The sequence below is a fragment of the Flavisericum labens genome, from assembly GCF_045446075.1.
Classification (GTDB): Bacteria; Bacteroidota; Bacteroidia; order Flavobacteriales; family Flavobacteriaceae; genus Flavisericum; species Flavisericum labens.
Window position 1 is genome coordinate 291,871 of the sequence record NZ_JBJJBQ010000004.1, and the last position, 19,698, is coordinate 311,568.

The 19,698-nt window shown below is 36.3% G+C and carries 17 protein-coding genes; 13 read left to right on the forward strand and 4 right to left on the reverse strand.

Annotation, left to right across the window (positions count from 1 at the left end; genetic code table 11):
- Positions 1-75 precede the first annotated feature (75 nt).
- Both ACIEHO_RS09445 and ACIEHO_RS09450 read right to left on the reverse strand, forming a co-directional pair.
- Positions 76-1,131, reverse strand: a complete 1,056-nt coding sequence (locus ACIEHO_RS09445; RefSeq protein ID WP_406971016.1) for a response regulator — start codon at positions 1,129-1,131, stop codon at positions 76-78.
- Between the two features lie 10 nt (positions 1,132-1,141).
- Positions 1,142-2,386 carry a PAS domain-containing sensor histidine kinase gene (locus ACIEHO_RS09450; RefSeq protein ID WP_406971018.1) on the reverse strand — a complete coding sequence of 415 codons (1,245 nt, stop codon included), beginning with the start codon at positions 2,384-2,386 and terminating at the stop codon, positions 1,142-1,144.
- Between the two features lie 226 nt (positions 2,387-2,612).
- Between ACIEHO_RS09450 and ACIEHO_RS09455 the strand changes: the two genes are divergently transcribed.
- The 12 genes from ACIEHO_RS09455 (at position 2,613) to ACIEHO_RS09510 (ending at position 16,622) form a co-directional block, all read left to right on the forward strand.
- Positions 2,613-4,988: a heavy metal translocating P-type ATPase gene (locus tag ACIEHO_RS09455; RefSeq protein WP_406971020.1), complete on the forward strand. Its 2,376-nt coding sequence runs from the start codon at positions 2,613-2,615 to the stop codon at positions 4,986-4,988.
- Positions 4,989-5,061: 73 nt separating this feature from the next.
- Positions 5,062-5,250: a cbb3-type cytochrome oxidase assembly protein CcoS gene (gene ccoS / locus ACIEHO_RS09460; RefSeq protein WP_406971022.1), complete on the forward strand. Its 189-nt coding sequence runs from the start codon at positions 5,062-5,064 to the stop codon at positions 5,248-5,250.
- A 14-nt stretch (positions 5,251-5,264) separates the two neighbouring features.
- Entirely contained in the window at positions 5,265-7,442 is a 2,178-nt protein-coding gene (ccoN, locus tag ACIEHO_RS09465) for a cytochrome-c oxidase, cbb3-type subunit I (protein WP_406971024.1), read from the forward strand.
- Positions 7,443-7,460: 18 nt separating this feature from the next.
- Positions 7,461-7,646, forward strand: coding sequence for a CcoQ/FixQ family Cbb3-type cytochrome c oxidase assembly chaperone (locus ACIEHO_RS09470; RefSeq protein WP_406971026.1), 186 nt, complete (start codon positions 7,461-7,463; stop codon positions 7,644-7,646).
- On the forward strand, positions 7,643-8,608 hold the full coding sequence (locus ACIEHO_RS09475; protein ID WP_406971028.1) for a cbb3-type cytochrome c oxidase N-terminal domain-containing protein: 966 nt from the start codon (positions 7,643-7,645) through the stop codon (positions 8,606-8,608). Before ACIEHO_RS09470 ends, ACIEHO_RS09475 begins: the two co-directional genes overlap by 4 nt.
- 80 nt (positions 8,609-8,688) lie before the next feature.
- Positions 8,689-10,113 (forward strand): cytochrome c oxidase accessory protein CcoG, encoded by a 1,425-nt coding sequence (ccoG, locus tag ACIEHO_RS09480; RefSeq protein ID WP_406971030.1) that lies wholly within the window; start codon positions 8,689-8,691, stop codon positions 10,111-10,113.
- A 126-nt stretch (positions 10,114-10,239) separates the two neighbouring features.
- Positions 10,240-10,686, forward strand: a complete 447-nt coding sequence (locus tag ACIEHO_RS09485) for a FixH family protein (RefSeq protein WP_406971032.1) — start codon at positions 10,240-10,242, stop codon at positions 10,684-10,686.
- A gap of 1 nt (position 10,687) precedes the next feature.
- Entirely contained in the window at positions 10,688-11,389 is a 702-nt protein-coding gene (locus tag ACIEHO_RS09490) for a sulfite exporter TauE/SafE family protein (RefSeq protein WP_406971034.1), read from the forward strand.
- 136 nt (positions 11,390-11,525) lie between these two features.
- Positions 11,526-12,197, forward strand: a complete 672-nt coding sequence (locus tag ACIEHO_RS09495; RefSeq protein WP_406971036.1) for a TetR/AcrR family transcriptional regulator — start codon at positions 11,526-11,528, stop codon at positions 12,195-12,197.
- A gap of 2 nt (positions 12,198-12,199) precedes the next feature.
- The gene (locus ACIEHO_RS09500) at positions 12,200-13,867 is read left to right on the forward strand and encodes a peptidase domain-containing ABC transporter (RefSeq protein ID WP_406971038.1); all 1,668 of its coding nucleotides are present in this window, start codon (positions 12,200-12,202) and stop codon (positions 13,865-13,867) included.
- Positions 13,868-13,869: 2 nt separating this feature from the next.
- On the forward strand, positions 13,870-15,219 hold the full coding sequence (locus tag ACIEHO_RS09505; RefSeq protein ID WP_406971040.1) for an HlyD family secretion protein: 1,350 nt from the start codon (positions 13,870-13,872) through the stop codon (positions 15,217-15,219).
- Positions 15,216-16,622, forward strand: coding sequence for a TolC family protein (locus ACIEHO_RS09510; protein ID WP_406971042.1), 1,407 nt, complete (start codon positions 15,216-15,218; stop codon positions 16,620-16,622). The genes ACIEHO_RS09505 and ACIEHO_RS09510 overlap by 4 nt, the downstream gene beginning before the upstream one ends.
- A 66-nt stretch (positions 16,623-16,688) precedes the next feature.
- Here ACIEHO_RS09510 and ACIEHO_RS09515 read toward each other — a convergent pair whose 3' ends face one another.
- Both ACIEHO_RS09515 and hemN read right to left on the reverse strand, forming a co-directional pair.
- Positions 16,689-17,522, reverse strand: a complete 834-nt coding sequence (locus ACIEHO_RS09515; RefSeq protein ID WP_406971044.1) for a universal stress protein — start codon at positions 17,520-17,522, stop codon at positions 16,689-16,691.
- Between the two features lie 30 nt (positions 17,523-17,552).
- Positions 17,553-18,917, reverse strand: a complete 1,365-nt coding sequence (hemN, locus tag ACIEHO_RS09520; RefSeq protein ID WP_406971046.1) for an oxygen-independent coproporphyrinogen III oxidase — start codon at positions 18,915-18,917, stop codon at positions 17,553-17,555.
- A gap of 132 nt (positions 18,918-19,049) precedes the next feature.
- Between hemN and ACIEHO_RS09525 the strand changes: the two genes are divergently transcribed.
- Positions 19,050-19,628 carry a superoxide dismutase family protein gene (locus ACIEHO_RS09525; RefSeq protein WP_406971048.1) on the forward strand — a complete coding sequence of 193 codons (579 nt, stop codon included), beginning with the start codon at positions 19,050-19,052 and terminating at the stop codon, positions 19,626-19,628.
- Positions 19,629-19,698: the final 70 nt, after the last annotated feature.

Genomic DNA, 19,698 nt, shown 5'->3' on the forward strand with positions numbered 1-19,698 from the left:
CTTATAAAACAAAGGTAAAAGCATGCCATTTAATGAAATATGACCAAAATCATAATTCTCCCAAACTTGAAAAATTTAGCTTATTTCTTGAAGTTTGTTAATGTCTAATATTCTGATATTTCTACCTTCAATTTCAATAAGGCCTGAATCCTTAAAGCGGGAAAGTGTCCTTATTAAACTTTCAATAGCAACCCCGGCAACACTTGCCAAATCGTTTCTGGAAATTCTGATGGCCTCATCGGGTTTTCTATCCAGTTTTTCCGCAAACTTTAAGATGGTTGTAGCTGTTCTCCTTTTTACGGAGCTGTATGCCATTTCCAGCAATTGATCTTTAACATTTGTAATGTCTTCGGTTAATAACTGAATGAGTTCTAACGTAACATCATGATTGGTTTCAAGTACATTTTTAAGCTTACTTTTTGAAATAGCGACCAATTTTGATTCTTCTACCGCTGCAGCCGTTTCTTGGTATGGTGTATTTTGGGTGAAGGATGTGTAACCAAATAAATCATCTTCCTTATAGAGAGCAGTTGTAAGGTCTTTTCCATTTTCATCTAATTTATGGCATTTTACCAATCCTTTAGATATCAAATAAATATAATTTGAGTTTTGACCTTCTTCGTAAATGACATCTCCTTTATTGTAGCTTATCTCATCGCCATTGTCATCAAAAAAATTTTTCAAATCGTTAAGCGTTCTAAGCTCTCCATCTGAAGGTTCAGTTACTACAATTTTATCCTCCTCATTATTGTCCTTTAAGATGGCCGCTTTGGCTAAACGGCTTTCTATGGCGCTTATAAGTTCATCTTCCTCAAATGGCTTGGTAATGTAATCGTCCGCTCCTAAATCCATTCCTTTTCTAACATCCTTGCGCTCGGTTTTTGCGGATAAAAATATAAACGGAATATGTTTGGTACTATCATTTTTCGCTAATTCTCCCAAAACGCCATAACCGTCCAATTCGGGCATCATAATATCACAAACCACTATATCGGGTAAATTGGTTTTAGCAGACTCAACCCCCGCTTTACCATTGGGTGCTGTTGTAACCGAATAATTAGCCAATTCCAGCAATTCTGCCGTATTCTCCCTTAAAATGACATCATCTTCTATCAATAATACTTTTTTCATGTGTCTATTTTTATTGTTTTGCCCTGTTTGGTATTACAAATATAAATTCGCTTCCTCTATTTTCTTTGCTTTTAAAACTTATAGTACCTCCTAGATGTTCCAAATGACTTTTTACTATGTTTAAACCGATGCCCGTCCCTTGAGTTAACAATGCATTTTCGGCCCTGAAATAACGATTAAATATTCTTACTTGGTCTTTTTCAGGAATACCTATTCCGTTATCTTTAATTTTGAAGGTAGTGTACTCATCGTCTTGCTTTATTTTTATATCCACCAACGTGTTTTCAGATGAATATTTAATAGCATTATTCACTAAGTTTGACAACGCTAGTTCAAGTATTTTCTCGTCTTGAAACAGTGAGTACTCGTCAATATTTTCGGGATAGTTAATAGTCTGCCCCTCTTTTAAAAGCATGTTTGCATTATAAACCACTTCGTTGACCACCTTACTTATTTTAAAGGTGCTGAATTTATAATTAACTTTGCCTGTTTCGAGCTTTTCAATCGACAAGAAATCGTTTAAAATATTGTTTAAGTAGTGAACTTTGTCTGATATAGTCTTTATGTGTTTATCTCTTCTTTCCTGTTGCTCGGTTAACTTATACTTTCCAAGCAACATGGCTGATGTTAAAATACCGCTTAAAGGCGTTTTAAACTCATGAGATACAAGGGATAAAAACTTGGTTTTCAACTCATTAAGCTCCATTTCTTTTTTTAATGCTTCCTTAGTTTTATTCTGGGCTACAATACGTTTTTTAATTTCGGCATCGCGCTCTGAATTAACAGTTTTTAAACTTTCTACGGTGTTACTCAATTCTTTCGTGCGCTCTTCAACTTTTTTCTCTAGTTCCGCATTAAGTTCTTGCAATTCCAACTCTTGTTGTTTTCTTATGGAAATATCTATGACCAAAGCCATAACATAAGATTTACCGCCTATTTCTAATGGATTCAAACCTGCCTCAACAGGAAATATACCACCATCTTTGTGGGCACCATACAAATCGCGTCCACGCCCCATTTGCCTACTTTCATTCTGCTCCATGAAGCCTTCAACATGAGCTCCGTGAGAGGCACGAAACTTTTGTGGAATCAAAACATCTAGCTTCTCATATAAAAGTTCTTTCTTCTTATAACCAAACATACGTTCCGCTGAAATATTGACCGCTACAATTTTTTGCTCGCTATCTACTACAATAACGCCCTCCGAGACGGTCTCAAAAAGCACATTAAAAACATTTTTTTCGTCTTGAAACATCGAAATAAATCTTTAGTGTAATTATTTAAATAAAAACAACAGTTGTCTCAAACCAAGTAAATATCTGAATGGATTATAATTAACATTTTTGTTATTGTTTGGGTTAAAATTTGTCATGCACCTTTAAAAATTGAAGTTATGTAAAAATATATAAAACATGACAAATATCATATTTATAAACAAGTTGTTTTTTGATTTTTGCCCAAGGTATAAATGAGCAAATATTATGGAGCATAAAACATGTTTCCACTGCGGACTGCATTCCGCTTCTTCCGATATTATTTTCGATAACAAATCGTTTTGTTGTAACGGGTGTAAAACCGTTTACGAGATTTTTAGCGTAAACGACCTTACCTGCTATTACGATTTACAGCAAGCCCCAGGTGCCACGCCAAAAGACATTGAAGGTAAATATAACTTTTTGGAAAACGAAAAGATTATTGAGCAGTTGCTTGAATTTAATAGCGATGGCATACAAATTGTCACCCTATACATACCGCACATCCATTGTAGTTCGTGTATTTGGATATTAGAAAACCTAAACAAGTTAAGTCCGGATATCAATTCATCTACGGTGAATTTTGGAAAAAAAACGGTACGAGTAACTTTTCAATCGGAATCACTTTCTCTAAAAAGATTGGTTACGCTATTAAGTAGCATTGGCTATGAACCTTTTATAAGCTTAGACGATTACAGTGTTGGCAAAAAAGAAGTTAACCGCTCCTTAATTTACAAATTAGCCGTTGCTGGTTTTGCCTTTGGAAATGTGATGTTTTTATCGTTTCCGGAATATTTTGAAGTAGGCGAATTTTGGCTCGAACAATTCAAACCGCTATTTAGGTGGCTTATGTTTGCGTTTTCTTTACCCGTGGTTTTTTACTCGGCTCAAGATTATTTTGTTTCAGCTTTAAAAGGATTGAAATCGCACATGCTTAACATTGATGTGCCTATTGCATTGGGTATTATTGTTTTGTTCTTAAGGAGTTCAATTGAAATCATGTTCGATTGGGGTTCTGGCTTTTTCGATAGCTTAACCGGATTGGTTTTCTTCCTGCTCCTTGGGAAATTTTTTCAGCAAAAAACCTATTCTTTTTTATCATTTGAACGGGACTACAAATCGTACTTCCCTATTGGAATTACAAAAATATTAGAGGAAGGTACAGAAGAATCCATACAGGTTTACGACATTGAAAAAGGCGATCGGCTTTTAATTAGGAATGAAGAGCTTATTCCCGTTGATTGTATTTTAATTAAAGGAAACGCCCAAATTGATTATAGCTTTGTAACCGGTGAATCGAAAACCGTATCAAAGCAATCGGGCGACAAACTTTTTGCAGGCGGAAAGCAGCTTTATGGCAGTATTGAGGTTGATGTTTTAAAATCGGTCGAGCAAAGTTATTTAACCCAACTTTGGAGCAACGATGTGTTCAAACAAGACAAAGAACTGTCATTCAACAACATTACAAACAGAATAAGTAAACACTTTACCCTAACCATCCTTTCCATCGCCATTTTATCCACATTATTTTGGCTAGTGGTAGATTCCAGCAAGGCGTTAAATGTATTTACTTCGGTGTTGATAATTGCTTGCCCGTGTGCTATTGCATTAGCTGCTCCCTTTACGTTAGGCAATATTTTACGTATTCTAGGGAAAAAGAAATTTTATCTCAAAAATGCTTCGGTTATCGAACAGCTTTCAAAAATAAACACCGTTATTTTTGATAAAACGGGAACCATTACAGCCAACAAAGAAACAAGTATAGATTACGAAGGACTACAACTCACACAAGAAGAAGAAACCTTACTAAAGAGTACGTTACGTGGCTCTAACCATCCATTGAGTAGGTCGTTATACAACATTTTAAACCAGCACAACATACTAACATTAGATGCTTACACTGAACATTTAGGCATGGGGATTGAAGCAACCTATAAAAATCAAAACATTAGAGTTGGCTCTGCCCCATTTGCAGGCAATAAAAAGGATTTGTCAACACTTAACACAACTGTTCACGTTAGCACCAACAACATATATAAAGGCAAATTCACTTTCCATAACGCTTACAGAAAAGGGCTTTCAAAATTGTTTAATCAACTTAAAAAAGAATTTGATTTGGTCATCCTATCTGGTGATAATTCAGGAGAAAAAGACAACTTAACGAAATTGCTTCCTGGCAAAACCAAACTTATTTTTAACCAAAAACCAGAGGATAAACTAGATTATATAAAATACCATCAAACCGAGGGTGCTAAAGTGCTTATGGTAGGCGATGGCCTAAATGACGCTGGTGCCTTGGCTCAAAGCGATGTTGGTATTGCCATTTCTGAAAATGTAAATGTGTTTTCTCCAGCTTGCGACGCCATTTTAGATGCTTCAAAATTTAATCAATTATTCAAATTCATTAAAATCTCAAAATCGGCGATTAAAATTATAAAGTGGAGTTTTTTACTCTCTTTTATTTACAACTGTATTGGGTTGTATTTTGCTGTAACCGGACAATTAGCACCTGTTGTTGCAGCCGTTTTAATGCCTCTAAGTTCTATTAGTATTGTGGTTTTCACCACTATTGCCAGTAACATGACAAGTAAAAAACTAGATTAAAAATGAAACATGACAAATGTCATATTTTTAAGAGAAGGATAAAATTATTTTTGAACCATAACTTCAATTAGGTATGAGTGTTATATACATTTTATTAGCTGTAAGCATTGTTGTGGCTATTGTTTTCTTTTTTGCCTTTGTTCTGGCGGTTAAAAAGGGGCAATATGACGATAGCTACACCCCATCTGTCCGTATGCTTTTTGAGGACGAACTGGTGAAAGAAAACGCAAAAAAATCAATACAAACTAACAAAGATCAATAACCAAAATCACACAAATGGAACAGTTTCATTACGATAACAAAATCGTTAAAAATTTCTTGTACGCTACCATGCTTTGGGGCGTCGTAGGGATGCTGGTAGGCTTACTTCTGGCATTTATGTTTTTATTTCCCAATTTAACCGATGGCATTTCGTGGCTAAGTTTTGGCCGTTTGCGCCCGTTGCATACCAATGCCGTTATTTTTGCTTTTGTAGGGAACGCTATTTTTGCTGGAGTTTATTACTCCACACAGCGTTTGTTAAAAGCTAGAATGTTTAGCGATGCATTGAGTAAAATAAACTTTTGGGGTTGGCAACTTATTATAGTTGCAGCTGCAATAACACTGCCTTTAGGAATAACAACCTCTAAAGAATATGCCGAACTGGAATGGCCAATAGACATTGCCATTGCAGCTGTTTGGGTAGTTTTTGGTTGGAATTTAATCGGTACTATCCTAAAGAGAAGACAGCGCCATTTGTATGTAGCCATTTGGTTTTATATAGCCACATTTGTTACGGTAGCTGTACTTCATATATTTAATAGCTTAGAACTACCTGTTAGTGCATTGAAGAGTTACTCGGTTTACGCTGGTGTTCAAGATGCCTTGGTACAATGGTGGTATGGACATAATGCTGTTGCCTTCTTTTTAACGACTCCTTTTTTAGGATTGATGTATTATTTCGTTCCGAAAGCAGCCAACAGACCTGTTTATTCTTATCGACTATCTATTATTCACTTTTGGTCGTTGATTTTTATTTATATCTGGGCAGGACCTCATCACCTATTATATACCGCTTTACCAGAATGGGCCCAAAATTTAGGTGTTGCTTTTTCAGTTATGCTACTAATGCCTTCTTGGGGTGGCATGATAAATGGATTATTAACACTTCGTGGTGCTTGGGATAAAGTACGTACCGATCCCGTTTTAAAATTTATGGTCGTTGCCATTACAGGTTATGGTATGGCAACCTTCGAGGGACCGATGTTATCGCTTAAAAATGTAAATGCCATTGCCCATTTTACCGATTGGATTATCGCCCATGTACATGTTGGCGCATTGGCTTGGAACGGATTCCTAACCTTCGGTATGATATACTATTTAGCGCCTAGGTTATTTAAAACTAAATTATATTCTTTGGGCTTAGCCAACTTACATTTCTGGATTGGCACTCTTGGTATTATTATTTATGCATTACCTATGTACGTGGCTGGATTTACACAAGCCAGTATGTGGAAGCAATTTAACCCAGATGGTACATTAACCTACGGGAACTTTTTAGAAACTGTCACAGAGATTATGCCGATGTACTGGATGCGTGCCATTGGTGGAACCTTGTTTATTACCGGTATGCTGATAATGGTTTATAATATAATTGTAACCATAAAACAAGGTAGTAAAGTTGAAAACGAATTGGCCGAAGCACCTGCTTTAGAGCGCGTAACAAAAAAACGTACAGCAAGTGAAGGATGGCACACTTGGTTAGAGCGTCGCCCCATCCAATTAACACTTTTGGCAACAGTTGCCATTTTAATTGGAGGTATCATTCAGATTGTCCCAACCATTATGGTTAAATCGAACATCCCTACCATTGCAAGCGTTCAGCCTTATACGCCTTTAGAACTTGAAGGTCGTGACATATACATACGTGAAGGTTGTGTAGGCTGCCACTCTCAAATGATTCGTCCTTTTAGAAGTGAAGTGGAGCGTTACGGAGAATACTCCAAAGCTGGAGAATATGTTTACGACCATCCATTCCTATGGGGAAGCAAGCGTACAGGTCCAGATTTACATAGAATTGGAAAGAAGTATTCTGACAACTGGCATTTCAACCACATGTACGACCCACAAAGCACCTCATCAGGTTCTATCATGCCAAGGTACCCATGGCTAATTACAAGTGAATTGGATAAATCACAAACCGAAGCCAAAATGAAAACGATGGTATCGCTTGGTGTTCCTTATACGGAAGACGATATAGCCAAGGCTCAAGAAAGTATGTCAGCTCAAGGTTCGCAAATAGAAGAAAACCTCTATTCTGATCCAGATTTCGCAAAAACCTATGAAGCTGACAAAAAATATGCAGCTGAAAATGGTGAGTCATTTGTAGAAATGAAAAATCGTGAAATTGTGGCTGTTATAGCATATTTACAACGACTAGGAACTGATATTAAGGTAGAAACGGCTCAAAACTAACCATCAAAACTAAGTAACATGTTAAAATTTGTAAAAAACCATATGGAGAGTATTACAGGTATTGAAATTTACCCCATAATATCTCTGCTCATATTTTTCACTTTTTTTGTAGCACTATTTTGGTGGGTATTCACAGCTAAAAAAGACTATATAAAAAAAGTAAGTAACATTCCATTAGACAACCAAAACGACGACACATTATGAGACAATCAATCCCATCTTGGATAAGAGTTCCAATAGCATTTTTTATAATTTTCGGAGCCGTAGAATACTTCATAGATTCAGGTGATAAACCAGCATTTATTGAATACCCTGCCGTAATGCTATTCCTATTCTTAGTGCTGCTCATATTAATTGCCATAGAGGCTATTATTGGTGCTTTGGAAAATGTAATGCTCCATAAATTAGACGAGGAAGCAAAAGCGCGCTTTTTAGCAGAAAAAGAAAGTGCCTTTAATTTCAACTGGCTTAAAAACATTTATAAAAAACTATTAGGCCAAAAGCCTATAGAGCAAGAAGGTGAAATTATTTTAGACCATAACTATGACGGTATTAAAGAACTAGATAACAGCTTGCCACCATGGTGGTTGTATGGGTTTTACGCTACAATTATCTTTGCAGCCATTTATCTTTTAAGATTCCATGTGTTTGATGGTGAAGGTCAATTTGATGAATTGGAAACAGAATTGGCACAAGCCAAAGTAGAATTAGAAGAATACAAAAAAACAGCCAAAGATTTGGTTGATTTTAACACCGTTGAAATTTTGACAGATGCGGCCGACTTAAAAGCGGGTGAAGCCATTTTTAACGAAAACTGCATTGCCTGCCACAAAGCTGATGGTGGCGGTGGTATTGGTCCAAATTTAACCGATGAATATTGGATCTTAGGCGGAGGAATTAAAAATGTATTTAAAACCATTTCTGAAGGAGGGCGTTCAGGTAAAGGTATGATTTCCTGGAAACAAACCCTAAAACCATACGAAATGGCCCAGGTGTCCAGTTATGTATTGCAATTTCAAGGTACAACACCTGCTGAACCAAAAGAACCTCAAGGCGACATCTGGACAACCGACGAAGTTAATATTGAGGATCTAGAAATTCCCGCAACGATAGAAAAAGAGGTTATAGAAGTTGATACAACTGTAACACTGAAAGCCATTAATTAGCAAACAACTTCAAACTAAACCTGGAAACCTGTCGGGTTTTAAAATAATCCGGCAGGTTTTAAACAAACGCCATATCAATTATGGAAACCCCAGAAAACGAAGTATTCAGAGACTCCATCGGCACCATTAACGAAGAAGGAAAGCGTGCTTGGGTTTATCCCAAAAAGCCCAGTGGAAAGTTTTACGACTACAGAAAATGGGTGAGTTATTTCTTGTTGGCGTTTTTAATCCTTTCACCATTTATTAAAATAAACGGTAACCAATTTTTAATGTTCAACGTTCTGGAACGCCGATTCAATATATTCGGTTTTCCATTTTGGCCACAAGATTTTCATCTGTTCGTTGTTTCCATGATTATTGGTGTAATGTTTATTACGCTATTTACAGTAGGATTTGGTCGAATTTTTTGTGGCTGGATATGCCCACAAACCATTTTTATGGAAATGGTTTTTAGAAGGATTGAATATTGGATTGATGGAGACAGAAACAAACAACGTAAATTAGATCGTCAAAAATGGGATGCCGAAAAAATAAGAAAGCGGCTTTTAAAATGGTTTATTTTTTTAATAATCTCGTTTTTAATTGCCAATGTATTTTTGGCCTACCTTATTGGCAGCGATAAACTGGTTAAATACGTTACCGACAGCCCTTTTAATCATTTAGGCACCTTGTTTCCGTTACTAATCTTTACGGCAGTATTTTATTTTGTATTTGCTTGGTTTAGAGAGCAAGTGTGTATTATAGCGTGCCCTTACGGAAGACTACAAGGCGTCTTATTAGATACAAAATCTATTGTTGTTGCTTACGACCATAAACGGGGTGAAGCAGAAAACGGCAGAAAAAAATTTAGAAAAAACGAAGATCGCGATGCTTTAGGCTTTGGCGATTGTATTGATTGTTTGCAGTGTGTACATGTATGCCCTACAGGCATAGATATTAGAAATGGCACACAGCTGGAGTGTGTAAACTGCACCGCTTGTATTGATGAGTGCGACCACATTATGGAAAGCATCAATAAGCCCAAAGGCTTAATAAGGTATGCCAGTGAAGAGAATATAGAAAAGAAAGTGCCTTTTAAATTAACGGCTCGAATGAAAGGCTACATTGCCGTTTTAATCATATTGACTGGTCTTTTAACCGGAATGTTATTTTTGAGAAACGATGTTGAAGCCAATATTCTAAGATTGCCTGGGCAATTGTACGAGCATAAAGAAAACAACATAATAAGTAACGTTTTTACCTATAAATTGGTAAACAAAACATCGAACGATATTAGTGATGTAAGCTTAAAGCTGTTGTCGCATAAAGGAACCTTAAAATTAGTATCGACCGACGGGGATTTTACTGTACCAGAGCAAGGCATCGCCGAAGGCACATTGTTTATAGAAATTAATAATTCGGCTCTAACAGGCGATAGAAACAAAATAAAAATTGGGGTGTATCAAGGTGATACGCTTATTGAAACTACCTCCGCCAACTTTTTGGGACCACGTAGTTTCAGGTAATGACATTGGCGGATAGGTGCATTAGGGATTGAACGGCATGTTTGAGCTCCTCGAAGAGAGGCGAGTAGTGAAAGCCCGACCCTCCCGATAGTTATCGGGAAGGGGAATGCCATAAAAAAAGAAATTATGAAAATAAATTGGGGAACCGGAATTGTATTAGCTTTTATAGGTTTTATAAGCTTCATTATGTACTTTATTGTTACAATGAATATTGACGATAAGTACGACCATGACTTGGTTACTGAAGATTACTATGCCGAAGAATTAAACTATCAAAAAGATATTGATAAGCTTGAGAATGCTAAAAAACTAAGCGAAAACATATCCTATAAACGTGTAGAGGAGGGATTAGTGATTTATTTCCCTAATAACATTAATTATAAGGAAATCACAGGAAATATGTTCCTATATAGGCCATCTAACAAACAATTAGACTTTGAAACTTTGATTTCATTGTCTAAACCTTATTTGCTCATACCTGACAAACGTTTGGTAGATGGCCGTTGGAACATTAAAATAGACTGGCAGTATAATGGTAATGCCTATTTGTACAAAGAAACAATAATTTATTAATATGCTTATCTCAGCATTTGTTTTAGGTTTATTGGGCAGCTTTCACTGTGTGGGCATGTGTGGGCCTATTGCTTTTATGCTTCCGGTGGACAGAACTAGTGCTCTTAAAAAAGCTTCTCAAATTGCGGTCTATCATTTTGGTAGACTTTTGGCATACAGCATTATAGGGTTGGTTTTTGGCATAATTGGGAAAAGCTTTTATTTATTCGGTTTTCAACAGCAGCTCTCTATAGCTATAGGTGTTATTATGATATTAATGGTTTTAATTCCTCAACACCAATTAAACAAATACAGTTTTTCTAAACCCATTTATAAATTTATTTCTAAAATAAAATCTGCGCTTGGCAGTGCGCTTAAAAAAAAGCGAACCGATACGTTTTTAACTATTGGCTTTTTAAACGGGTTTTTACCATGTGGGCTAGTTTATATGGCTGTTTTTGCAGCAATAGGGACTGGAAACGTACTAAACGGCAGCTTATACATGGCTATTTTTGGACTTGGAACCATTCCGTTAATGACTACGGCAGTTTACTTTAGCCAGTTTCTAAAAAACTCCGCTCGGCAAAAAATCCAGCGAGCCATTCCTGTTTTTGTCGTGCTCATCGGGGTGTTATTTATTCTTCGCGGTTTAGGCCTGGACATTCCCTACATCTCTCCCGCTCCAGTTTACGATATGGCTTCTAGTAGCATGAACTGCCATTAAGAACTTTTTTCTTCTTAAAAACGCAAGATTTTTTACGTTTCAATAAGATTTTCTGATTGACCATTAGAAAAATTGATAGCTTTTATTTCTTTTATAATAGTATTGCTATTATATTTGAAATCTAAGCAACTGAATTATGAAAACTTTACTTTCAAATTTAAAAATTGCGGTTCCTGAACAAATTTATGTTAAGGACCCCGAATCTTCAGATTTAGGAAAACGTATTATTAAGCACAGTATTCTTTTAATCGATGAAATTGGTTTTGACTCTTTTACGTTTAAGAAATTAGGAAAATTAATTGGTTCGAATGAAAGTTCGATTTACCGCTATTTTGAAAGCAAACATAAACTACTGCTTTACTTATCTTCTTGGTATTGGGCATGGATTGAATATCAGTTAGTTTTTGAAACTTACAGCCTAAAACCAAAAGATAAACTAGAAAAAGCAATTGAAATAGTTACGCGAAGTGTTAAGGAAGACCCTAATTACTCACACATAAATAAGATTGCGTTAAACCAAATTATGGTGAATGAAAATTCAAAATCCTTCTTAACCAAAGAAGTTGACCAAGAAAACAAAGATGGATATTTTGTTATTTACAAGCGTCTAGTTCACAGAATTAGTGAGATGATTTTGGAAAATAACCCAAAATATAAGTTTTCATTGAGCCTTGCCAGTACCATATTGGAAGGAAGCTTACATCAGCATTTTTTGAAAGACCATTTCGTATCTATCACCGATTGTAATGCAGGATTAACCCCAACCGAATTTTACAAAAACCTAGTAATTAAAACCGTGAAATCCTAATTATGGAACATTCCAAAATGACACCTTGGCGACGCTTAATTGGGCTACTTCAATTGGAAAGGCGCGATATTAGACAAATTTTTTATTATGCTGTTTTTGGGGGTATCGTAGCTCTCTCGCTACCCTTGGGCATCCAAGCTATTATAAATTTAATTCAAGGCGCTCAAATATCTACCTCGTGGATTATACTCGTTATTATCGTAACATTGGGTGTTGCTTTTTCTGGTGCCCTACAGTTGATGCAGTTACGCATTATCGAGACCATTCAGCAACGTATTTTTACCCGTTCGTCATTTGAGTTGACATACCGTTTCCCAAAGATAAAAATGTCTGAACTGAGAAATTATTATCCGCCTGAGCTCGCCAATAGGTTCTTCGATACCCTAACGATTCAAAAGAGCTTATCAAAAATATTAATTGATGTTCCTACAGCGGTTTTACAAATTATTTTTGCACTTATACTACTTTCGTTTTACCACCCGTTTTTCATCATTTTTGGCATTCTGTTATTGGGGCTCATTTTTGTGGTTTTCAAATTTACTGCACAAAAAGGACTAGAAACCAGTATAAAAGAATCTAAAAACAAGTACAAAGTAGCTCACTGGATTCAAGAAATAGCACGCACCGTTATTAGCTTTAAATTATCTGGAAGCACCAATTTAGGACTCAGAAAGAACGATACACTGGTTAACGATTACTTGAAATCGCGGGAAAGCCACTTTAAAATCCTGATGCTGCAATTTATCCAAATGATTAGTTTCAAGGTGATTGTAACGGCCAGTTTATTGCTTATTGGTGGCGCTTTGGTATTAAACCAAGAAATGAATATTGGACAATTTGTTGCTGCCGAAATCATCATCCTTCTGGTTATTGCTTCTGTTGAAAAGTTGATTTTAGGACTAGAACCCTTTTACGACACTCTCACATCACTCGAAAAAATAGGAGAAATTGTTGATAAAGAACTTGAAAGTCAAAATGGTGAAACACCCATATTTTCAAAAGACATCAGGGTAGAACTTGACCAGGTATCCTACGAAGTTTCAAACAGGGAAAAACCCATTTTAAAAGATATATCGTTCAGTATTAACGCTAAAAGCAGACTTTTAATTCAAGGGGAAAGCGGTGCTGGAAAATCTACTTTACTTCAGCTAATTTCAGGAGTTATAAAATCGACTTCTGGGCACATCTATATAAACGATATGTTAATTGATAGTTTACACCTAAACCTATACAGGTCGCAGTTAGGGCTTTCTCTATCTGATGAAACACCTTTTGAAGGCTCTATAAGAGAAAATTTAACATTTGGAAATCCCAAAATTAGCGACGAAAAAATTTATGAAATACTTGATGTCGTTGGATTAAAACCTTTTATAAAAGACCAACTTAAAGGACTAAACACGGTGCTCTATCCAGACGGCAAACAACTGTCGTTTACCATATCAAAAAAATTGGTTTTAGCCAGAGCCATTTTAAAAGAACCTAAGTTATTAATTCTCGAAGACGCCCTAGATAGGTTTAATCAATCGGAATCCAACACCATCATCGACTACTTAACCCACAAAGACAGGCCTTGGGGACTTGTTGTAGTCAGCAGTAGCGATGAATGGATTGAGCGATGTAATGAGCTTATCAATTTAGATAGAGGTACGATAAAATTTAAACGCAGTTAATTATGCTTAATATATCCCACAACCAACTGAACAAAAAAGTTGACCTTAAAGAGTTTGAGTCGGGTAAAAATATAATGGACAAATCCTATTACAAATATTTTAACCGGTTTCTTCTGGCGGCGGCCATTATTGGGTTTATTGTTCTCTTTCTTCCATGGACACAGAACATAACTGGAAATGGTGTGGTAACTACTCTAAAACCCAACCAACGCCCGCAGGCCATCCAATCTCAAATCCCCGGTCGCATTGAAGAATGGTTTGTAAATGAGGGGGATTTTGTAAACGCCGGTGATACCATTCTAAGAATTTCGGAAGTAAAAAGCGATTATTTTGACGACCAATTGGTCGAAAGAACCAATCAACAAATCCAAGCAAAATCATCATCAGCAAAGGCCTATCAAGATAAGGTTAAAGCCCTAAATCGACAAATAGCAGCAGTAGCAAGCGAACAAAAGCTAAAGTTTGAGCAGACCAAGAATAAATTGATGCAAGCTAGACTAAAAGTACAAAGCGATAGTATAGATTTAGAGGCGGCCAAAACAAATTTAACCATTGCAGAGAGACAATTCAATCGAATCAAAACACTTCAAAAAGAAGGGTTAAAAGCGGTTAAAGATGTTGAAGAAAAACGTTTAAAATTACAAGAAACGCAAGCTAAACTAGTAGCCCAAGAAAACAAGTTTTTATCAACTAAAAACGAAGTGCTTAATGCACAAATTGAACTTTCTCGAATTAATCAAGCCTATGCGGACAAAATTGCTAAAGCTCAAAGCGAAATGTTTACGGCTCAGTCTGGTGAGTTTGACACCAAAGCGCAGGTTACAAAATTAGAAAACGCCTACTCTAATTATAAGGTTAGAAACAGCTTGCTTTTCGTTACCGCACCACAAAGCGGCTATATTAACAAAGCTTTAAAAGGCGGTATCGGGGGGACTTTCAAAGAAGGCGAAGAACTCGTGGGTATAATGCCAGAAAAATACGATTTAGCTGTTGAAACCTATGTTCGCCCAATAGATTTACCTCTTTTACACGTTGGTGAAAAAGTGCGTGTAGAATTTGATGGTTGGCCAGCTATTGTTTTTAGTGGTTGGCCAAATGCAAGCTACGGAACTTATGGCGCCAAAATAGTGGCTATTGAAAACTTTATTAGTACCAACGGAAAATACAGGATTTTATTAGCTCCAGACGAAACCGATTATAAATGGCCAGAAGCCATACGCATTGGGTCTGGAGCACGCACTATTGCACTTCTTGAAGATGTGCCTATTTGGTTTGAAATTTGGCGACAAGTAAACAGTTTTCCACCAAACTATTATCAGCCAGAAAACAATGATAAAGCCTCAAAAAAATGAGAATTCTTTTACTGAACATAACACTTCTCTTTAGCTTGGTGCTTTATGCACAAGATAGCACCTCGGTAATTAGCTTGTCTGAATATTTGGGCTATGTAAAAGCCTACCACCCCATTGTAAAACAGGCTAACTTAGTTATTACCGAAGGCGAAGCAAAGCTATTAAAAGCACGCGGTGCATTCGACCCAAAACTTGAAGTGGATTACGGCAGAAAAAAGTTTAAAGGCACTGAATACTACAATAAACTCAATGCAACTTTTAAAATACCAACTTGGTATGGCGTAGAATTAAAAGGAAATTTTGAAGAAAACGACGGGCTATACTTAAACCCAGAAGCGACCTTACCAGAAAACGGACTATACAGTGTTGGCCTTTCGGTTTCCTTAGCTCGTGGCCTTTTAACCAATAAGCGCATGGCGATGTTAAGGCAATCTAGAATGTATGTAAAACAAGCGCAAGCCGATAGACAGTTGTTTATAAACCGTATTCTCTACGAAGCCACATTGACCTATTTTAACTGGTTAAGAAGCTATAACGAAAAGCAAGTTTATGACGATTTTTTAGACAACGCCGAGATGCGTTTTAATGGCATAAAAAAAAGCTATACCGTTGGCGAATCGCCAGCCATTGACACATTAGAAGCCAGAATTGCTCTCAACAACAGAAAATTAAATTTTGAAAAATCCAGAATCAAATTCATAAAATCCTCTCTAGAACTTTCTAATTACTTATGGTTAAACGAAAATACGCCTATTGAAATAAAAGAACATATAATTCCAGATATCAATACAATCCAATCTATTGATGCTACTTTAAACACATCAGAATTGGATATTGAAAACATAGATTTAAGCAATCACCCAAAACTTCAATCTCTAGATTACAAACTGCAAAGTTTGAATATAGAAAAGCGTCTACAACGCAATGATTTGTTACCACAAATAGACCTACAGTATAATTTTCTATCACAAACGCCAGATATAGTTAGGTCCTTTAGCACATCGGCCTATAAAACGGGACTTAATATAAGTTTTCCTTTGTTTTTAAGAAAAGAACGTGGTGATTTAAGGCTAGCAGACATAAAAATGCAAGACACTAAATTTAAAATCGAAACTACAAAAGTCTCTCTTAAAAATAAAATTGACGCCATTAACCAGGAGCTTGAATCTTATAAAACACAAAATGAATTTATAGAAGTGATTGTTAATGATTACAGCACTATGCTAAAAGCGGAAGAACGTAAATTCTTTTTAGGTGAAAGCTCATTGTTTTTAGTCAATTCCAGAGAATCCAAACTCATCGATGCCAGACTAAAAGCCGTAGCCTTAGAAAATGATTTTTTCAACACCAAGGCAGGACTTTTCAACGTATTAGCTTTGTCTAACCTGAATTATAGTCCATAAAAAAAGGAAGACATAGTAAATTTATCCTCCTTTTTTTTGAGTTAGCCACTCTAAACAATTAATTATCTATATTTTAAATGTTATTACTGGCAAAGTGGCATGGTTGGCCACATCTTCCCCTACGCTTCCTTCAAAGAAATGCGCTAAGCCTTTTTTACCATGTGTTGGCATGGCAATAATATCGGCGCCCATTTTGTTGGCAAAATTCAACACCCCATTTTCTATGTTGTAATCTGAGACGTAATGTACATCTTTCATCTTGTCCAAATTGCGCTCTGCTTTAGTTAAAAAGTTAACCACAAGTTTTTCAATTTCTATCGAACTTTTAAACCTTTCGTTGGGCAGGTTTACATATACTAGATTTAATTTAGATTCTAGTTTACGAAAAAAGTTAGTAGCTTTTAAATAAGATTCTATAGTTTCTTCCGAAAAATCACAGGCAAATACCACCTCATCAAAATTAACATCTGTAATATTGTTCTTTACAACAAGCACCGGAATTTCCGCATGGCGCACAACACGCTCTGTATTTGAGCCCACAAAAAATTCTTTTATACCCGAAGCACCCTGCGACCCCATTATAATTAGGTCAGCGTTATTTTTTATAGCCACATCATTAACCTCGCTAAACACTTTATAATGCTTAATTATGGGTGTTACACGTACATCTTTCAAATAATCTTTTTTAAGAAAATCTTCAAATTTCTGCTCGGCAAGTTGCAAGAAAAACATGGCCTTTTGATTCTGCATGCCATCAGAGGCCGAAAGCATGATATCTGACATTTCTAACATGTGTAAAGCCAATAATTCAGAATTAAACTTTTTAGCCAATCTGGCAGCCGTTTTTAAAGCATACTCTGAATGTTCTGAAAAATCTATAGGTACAATAATGGTTTTCATAATTTCTAGGTTTTTAAGTGAAACTAAATTTTAAACAGTCATTGAAAACAACTGGGCATTCGGTTGTTTTCGCTGCAGTAGCAAATCAAAAGCCATACAAATGTTGCGAACAAAAGGCCTGCCCAACGGCGTTACCTCTATACCATGACTATTTATATGCAATAAATTATCTTTTTCCATTTCGCTTAGCTTTATTAGTACATCTGGAATTTCCTTGAACCACCATGACCCATCCCTCCAAGATGTTTTAAACTGACACATTAAATTAAGAATATGCTTTCGAATTACCAAGTCTTCTTCATTTAAAATATGACCTCGATAAACGGGAATCTCACCTTTTTCCAACAAACCATAGTAATCTTCTATTTTCTTTACATTCTGAGAAAACCCGTACCAACTATCACTTATCGAGGACACCCCTAGCCCTATCATGGCTTGAGTTTTCGAGGCCGTGTAACCCATAAAATTTCTGTGTAAACCACCATCCTGCATAGATTGGTACAAACTATCTGTTTTTAGTGCAAAGTGATCCATACCTACTTCGGCATAACCCACTTCAGCCAATAACTTTTTACCAAGCTCGTATTGTTGACGTTTTTGTTTAGCCGAAGGCAAATCGTCATCATTAAAACCACGCTGTCCATTCCCCTTTATCCATGGTACGTGGGCATAGCTATAAAATGCCAAACGGTCTGGCAGCAGTTCCTTGGTTTTTAAAATCGTTTCCTGCACGTGCTCGATGGTTTGGAACGGTAGCCCAAAAATAATATCGTGCCCCACAGACGTATAGCCAATGGCTCTCGCCTCTTCGGTAGCTCGTTTCACATTTTCAAAAGATTGAATTCTATGAATGGCTTTTTGCACGGTTTCATTATAATCTTGCACACCGTAACTCACACGCCTAAAACCAAGGTCGTACAAAGATTGTAAATGTTCTCGAGTGGTATTATTGGGATGCCCTTCAAAACTGAACTCATGATTTTCAGCAATTTCAGCATCTTTAATAATACCATTAATCAACCTTTTTAAATTTTCAGGACTAAAAAAAGTAGGTGTACCACCGCCAAGGTGCATTTCTTTTATTATAGGTTTTTCATCAAACGACTCTAAGTAAAGCTCCCATTCTTTTAAAACAGCATTTATATAAGGTGATTCTACATTATGCTGTTTCGTAATTCGTTTATTGCATCCACAAAATGTGCATAAACTTTCGCAGAACGGCAAATGAAGGTACAAGCTAATGCCCTCATCAGAATTACTTTCCTTAAAAGATTTTATTAACGAATTCTTCCAAGCACTAGAAGAAAACGTCTCGGGATTCCAATAGGGCACAGTTGGGTAACTCGTATAACGAGGCCCTGCAATATTGTACTTATTGACTAACGAACTTAACATACCTAACATTTATACAACAAAAATAAAGGAGCAGGTGTATTTAAAATATGACATATGTCAGCTCCAATATTTGCAATTGTTTTATTATTGTTTTAACTTTATATTTAATCTATAAAAGCCATAAAAAATAAAATGAAAAATTTAAGCTATTTAGTAATAATATTATTCATAACGTCTTTAGCATCATGTAAAAAGGCTAAAAAAGAGGCGCCTATTGTGGTTCCTGGAACGGTCCCTACGGAGCTGGATATTTCTGAAACTAAGAAAATCAAAATGGAACTTACAGCTAAAAGTGGTAGTGATGTAAGCGGAAATGTGGTTTTTAAGGAAGAAAATGGCCAAGTAAGCATGACGGCTATCATAAGTGGCTTGGAGCCCGGGCAACACGCTATACACATTCACGAATCGTCTGACTGTTCTTCTGATGACGGAAAATCTGCAGGTGGACACTGGAATCCTACTGCTAAACCACATGGAAAATGGGGAGCTGCCGAAGGTTACCACAAAGGCGATATCGGTAATTTTACTGCAGATGAAAATGGTAACAGTACTATTTCGTTTACTACAGACGAGTGGTGTATTGGTTGCGATGACCATACGAAAAACATTGTTGGAAAGGGCGTCATTGTTCATGCAGGAGCCGATGATTTTACCTCCCAACCATCTGGAGCTGCCGGAGCCAGAGTGAGTTGTGCCGGAATAATCGAATAACATCTAACATCAATTTTTTGTAATAGTTAAACCTGGGTATATCTTTTAATTTGATTATCTTGGTTTTATA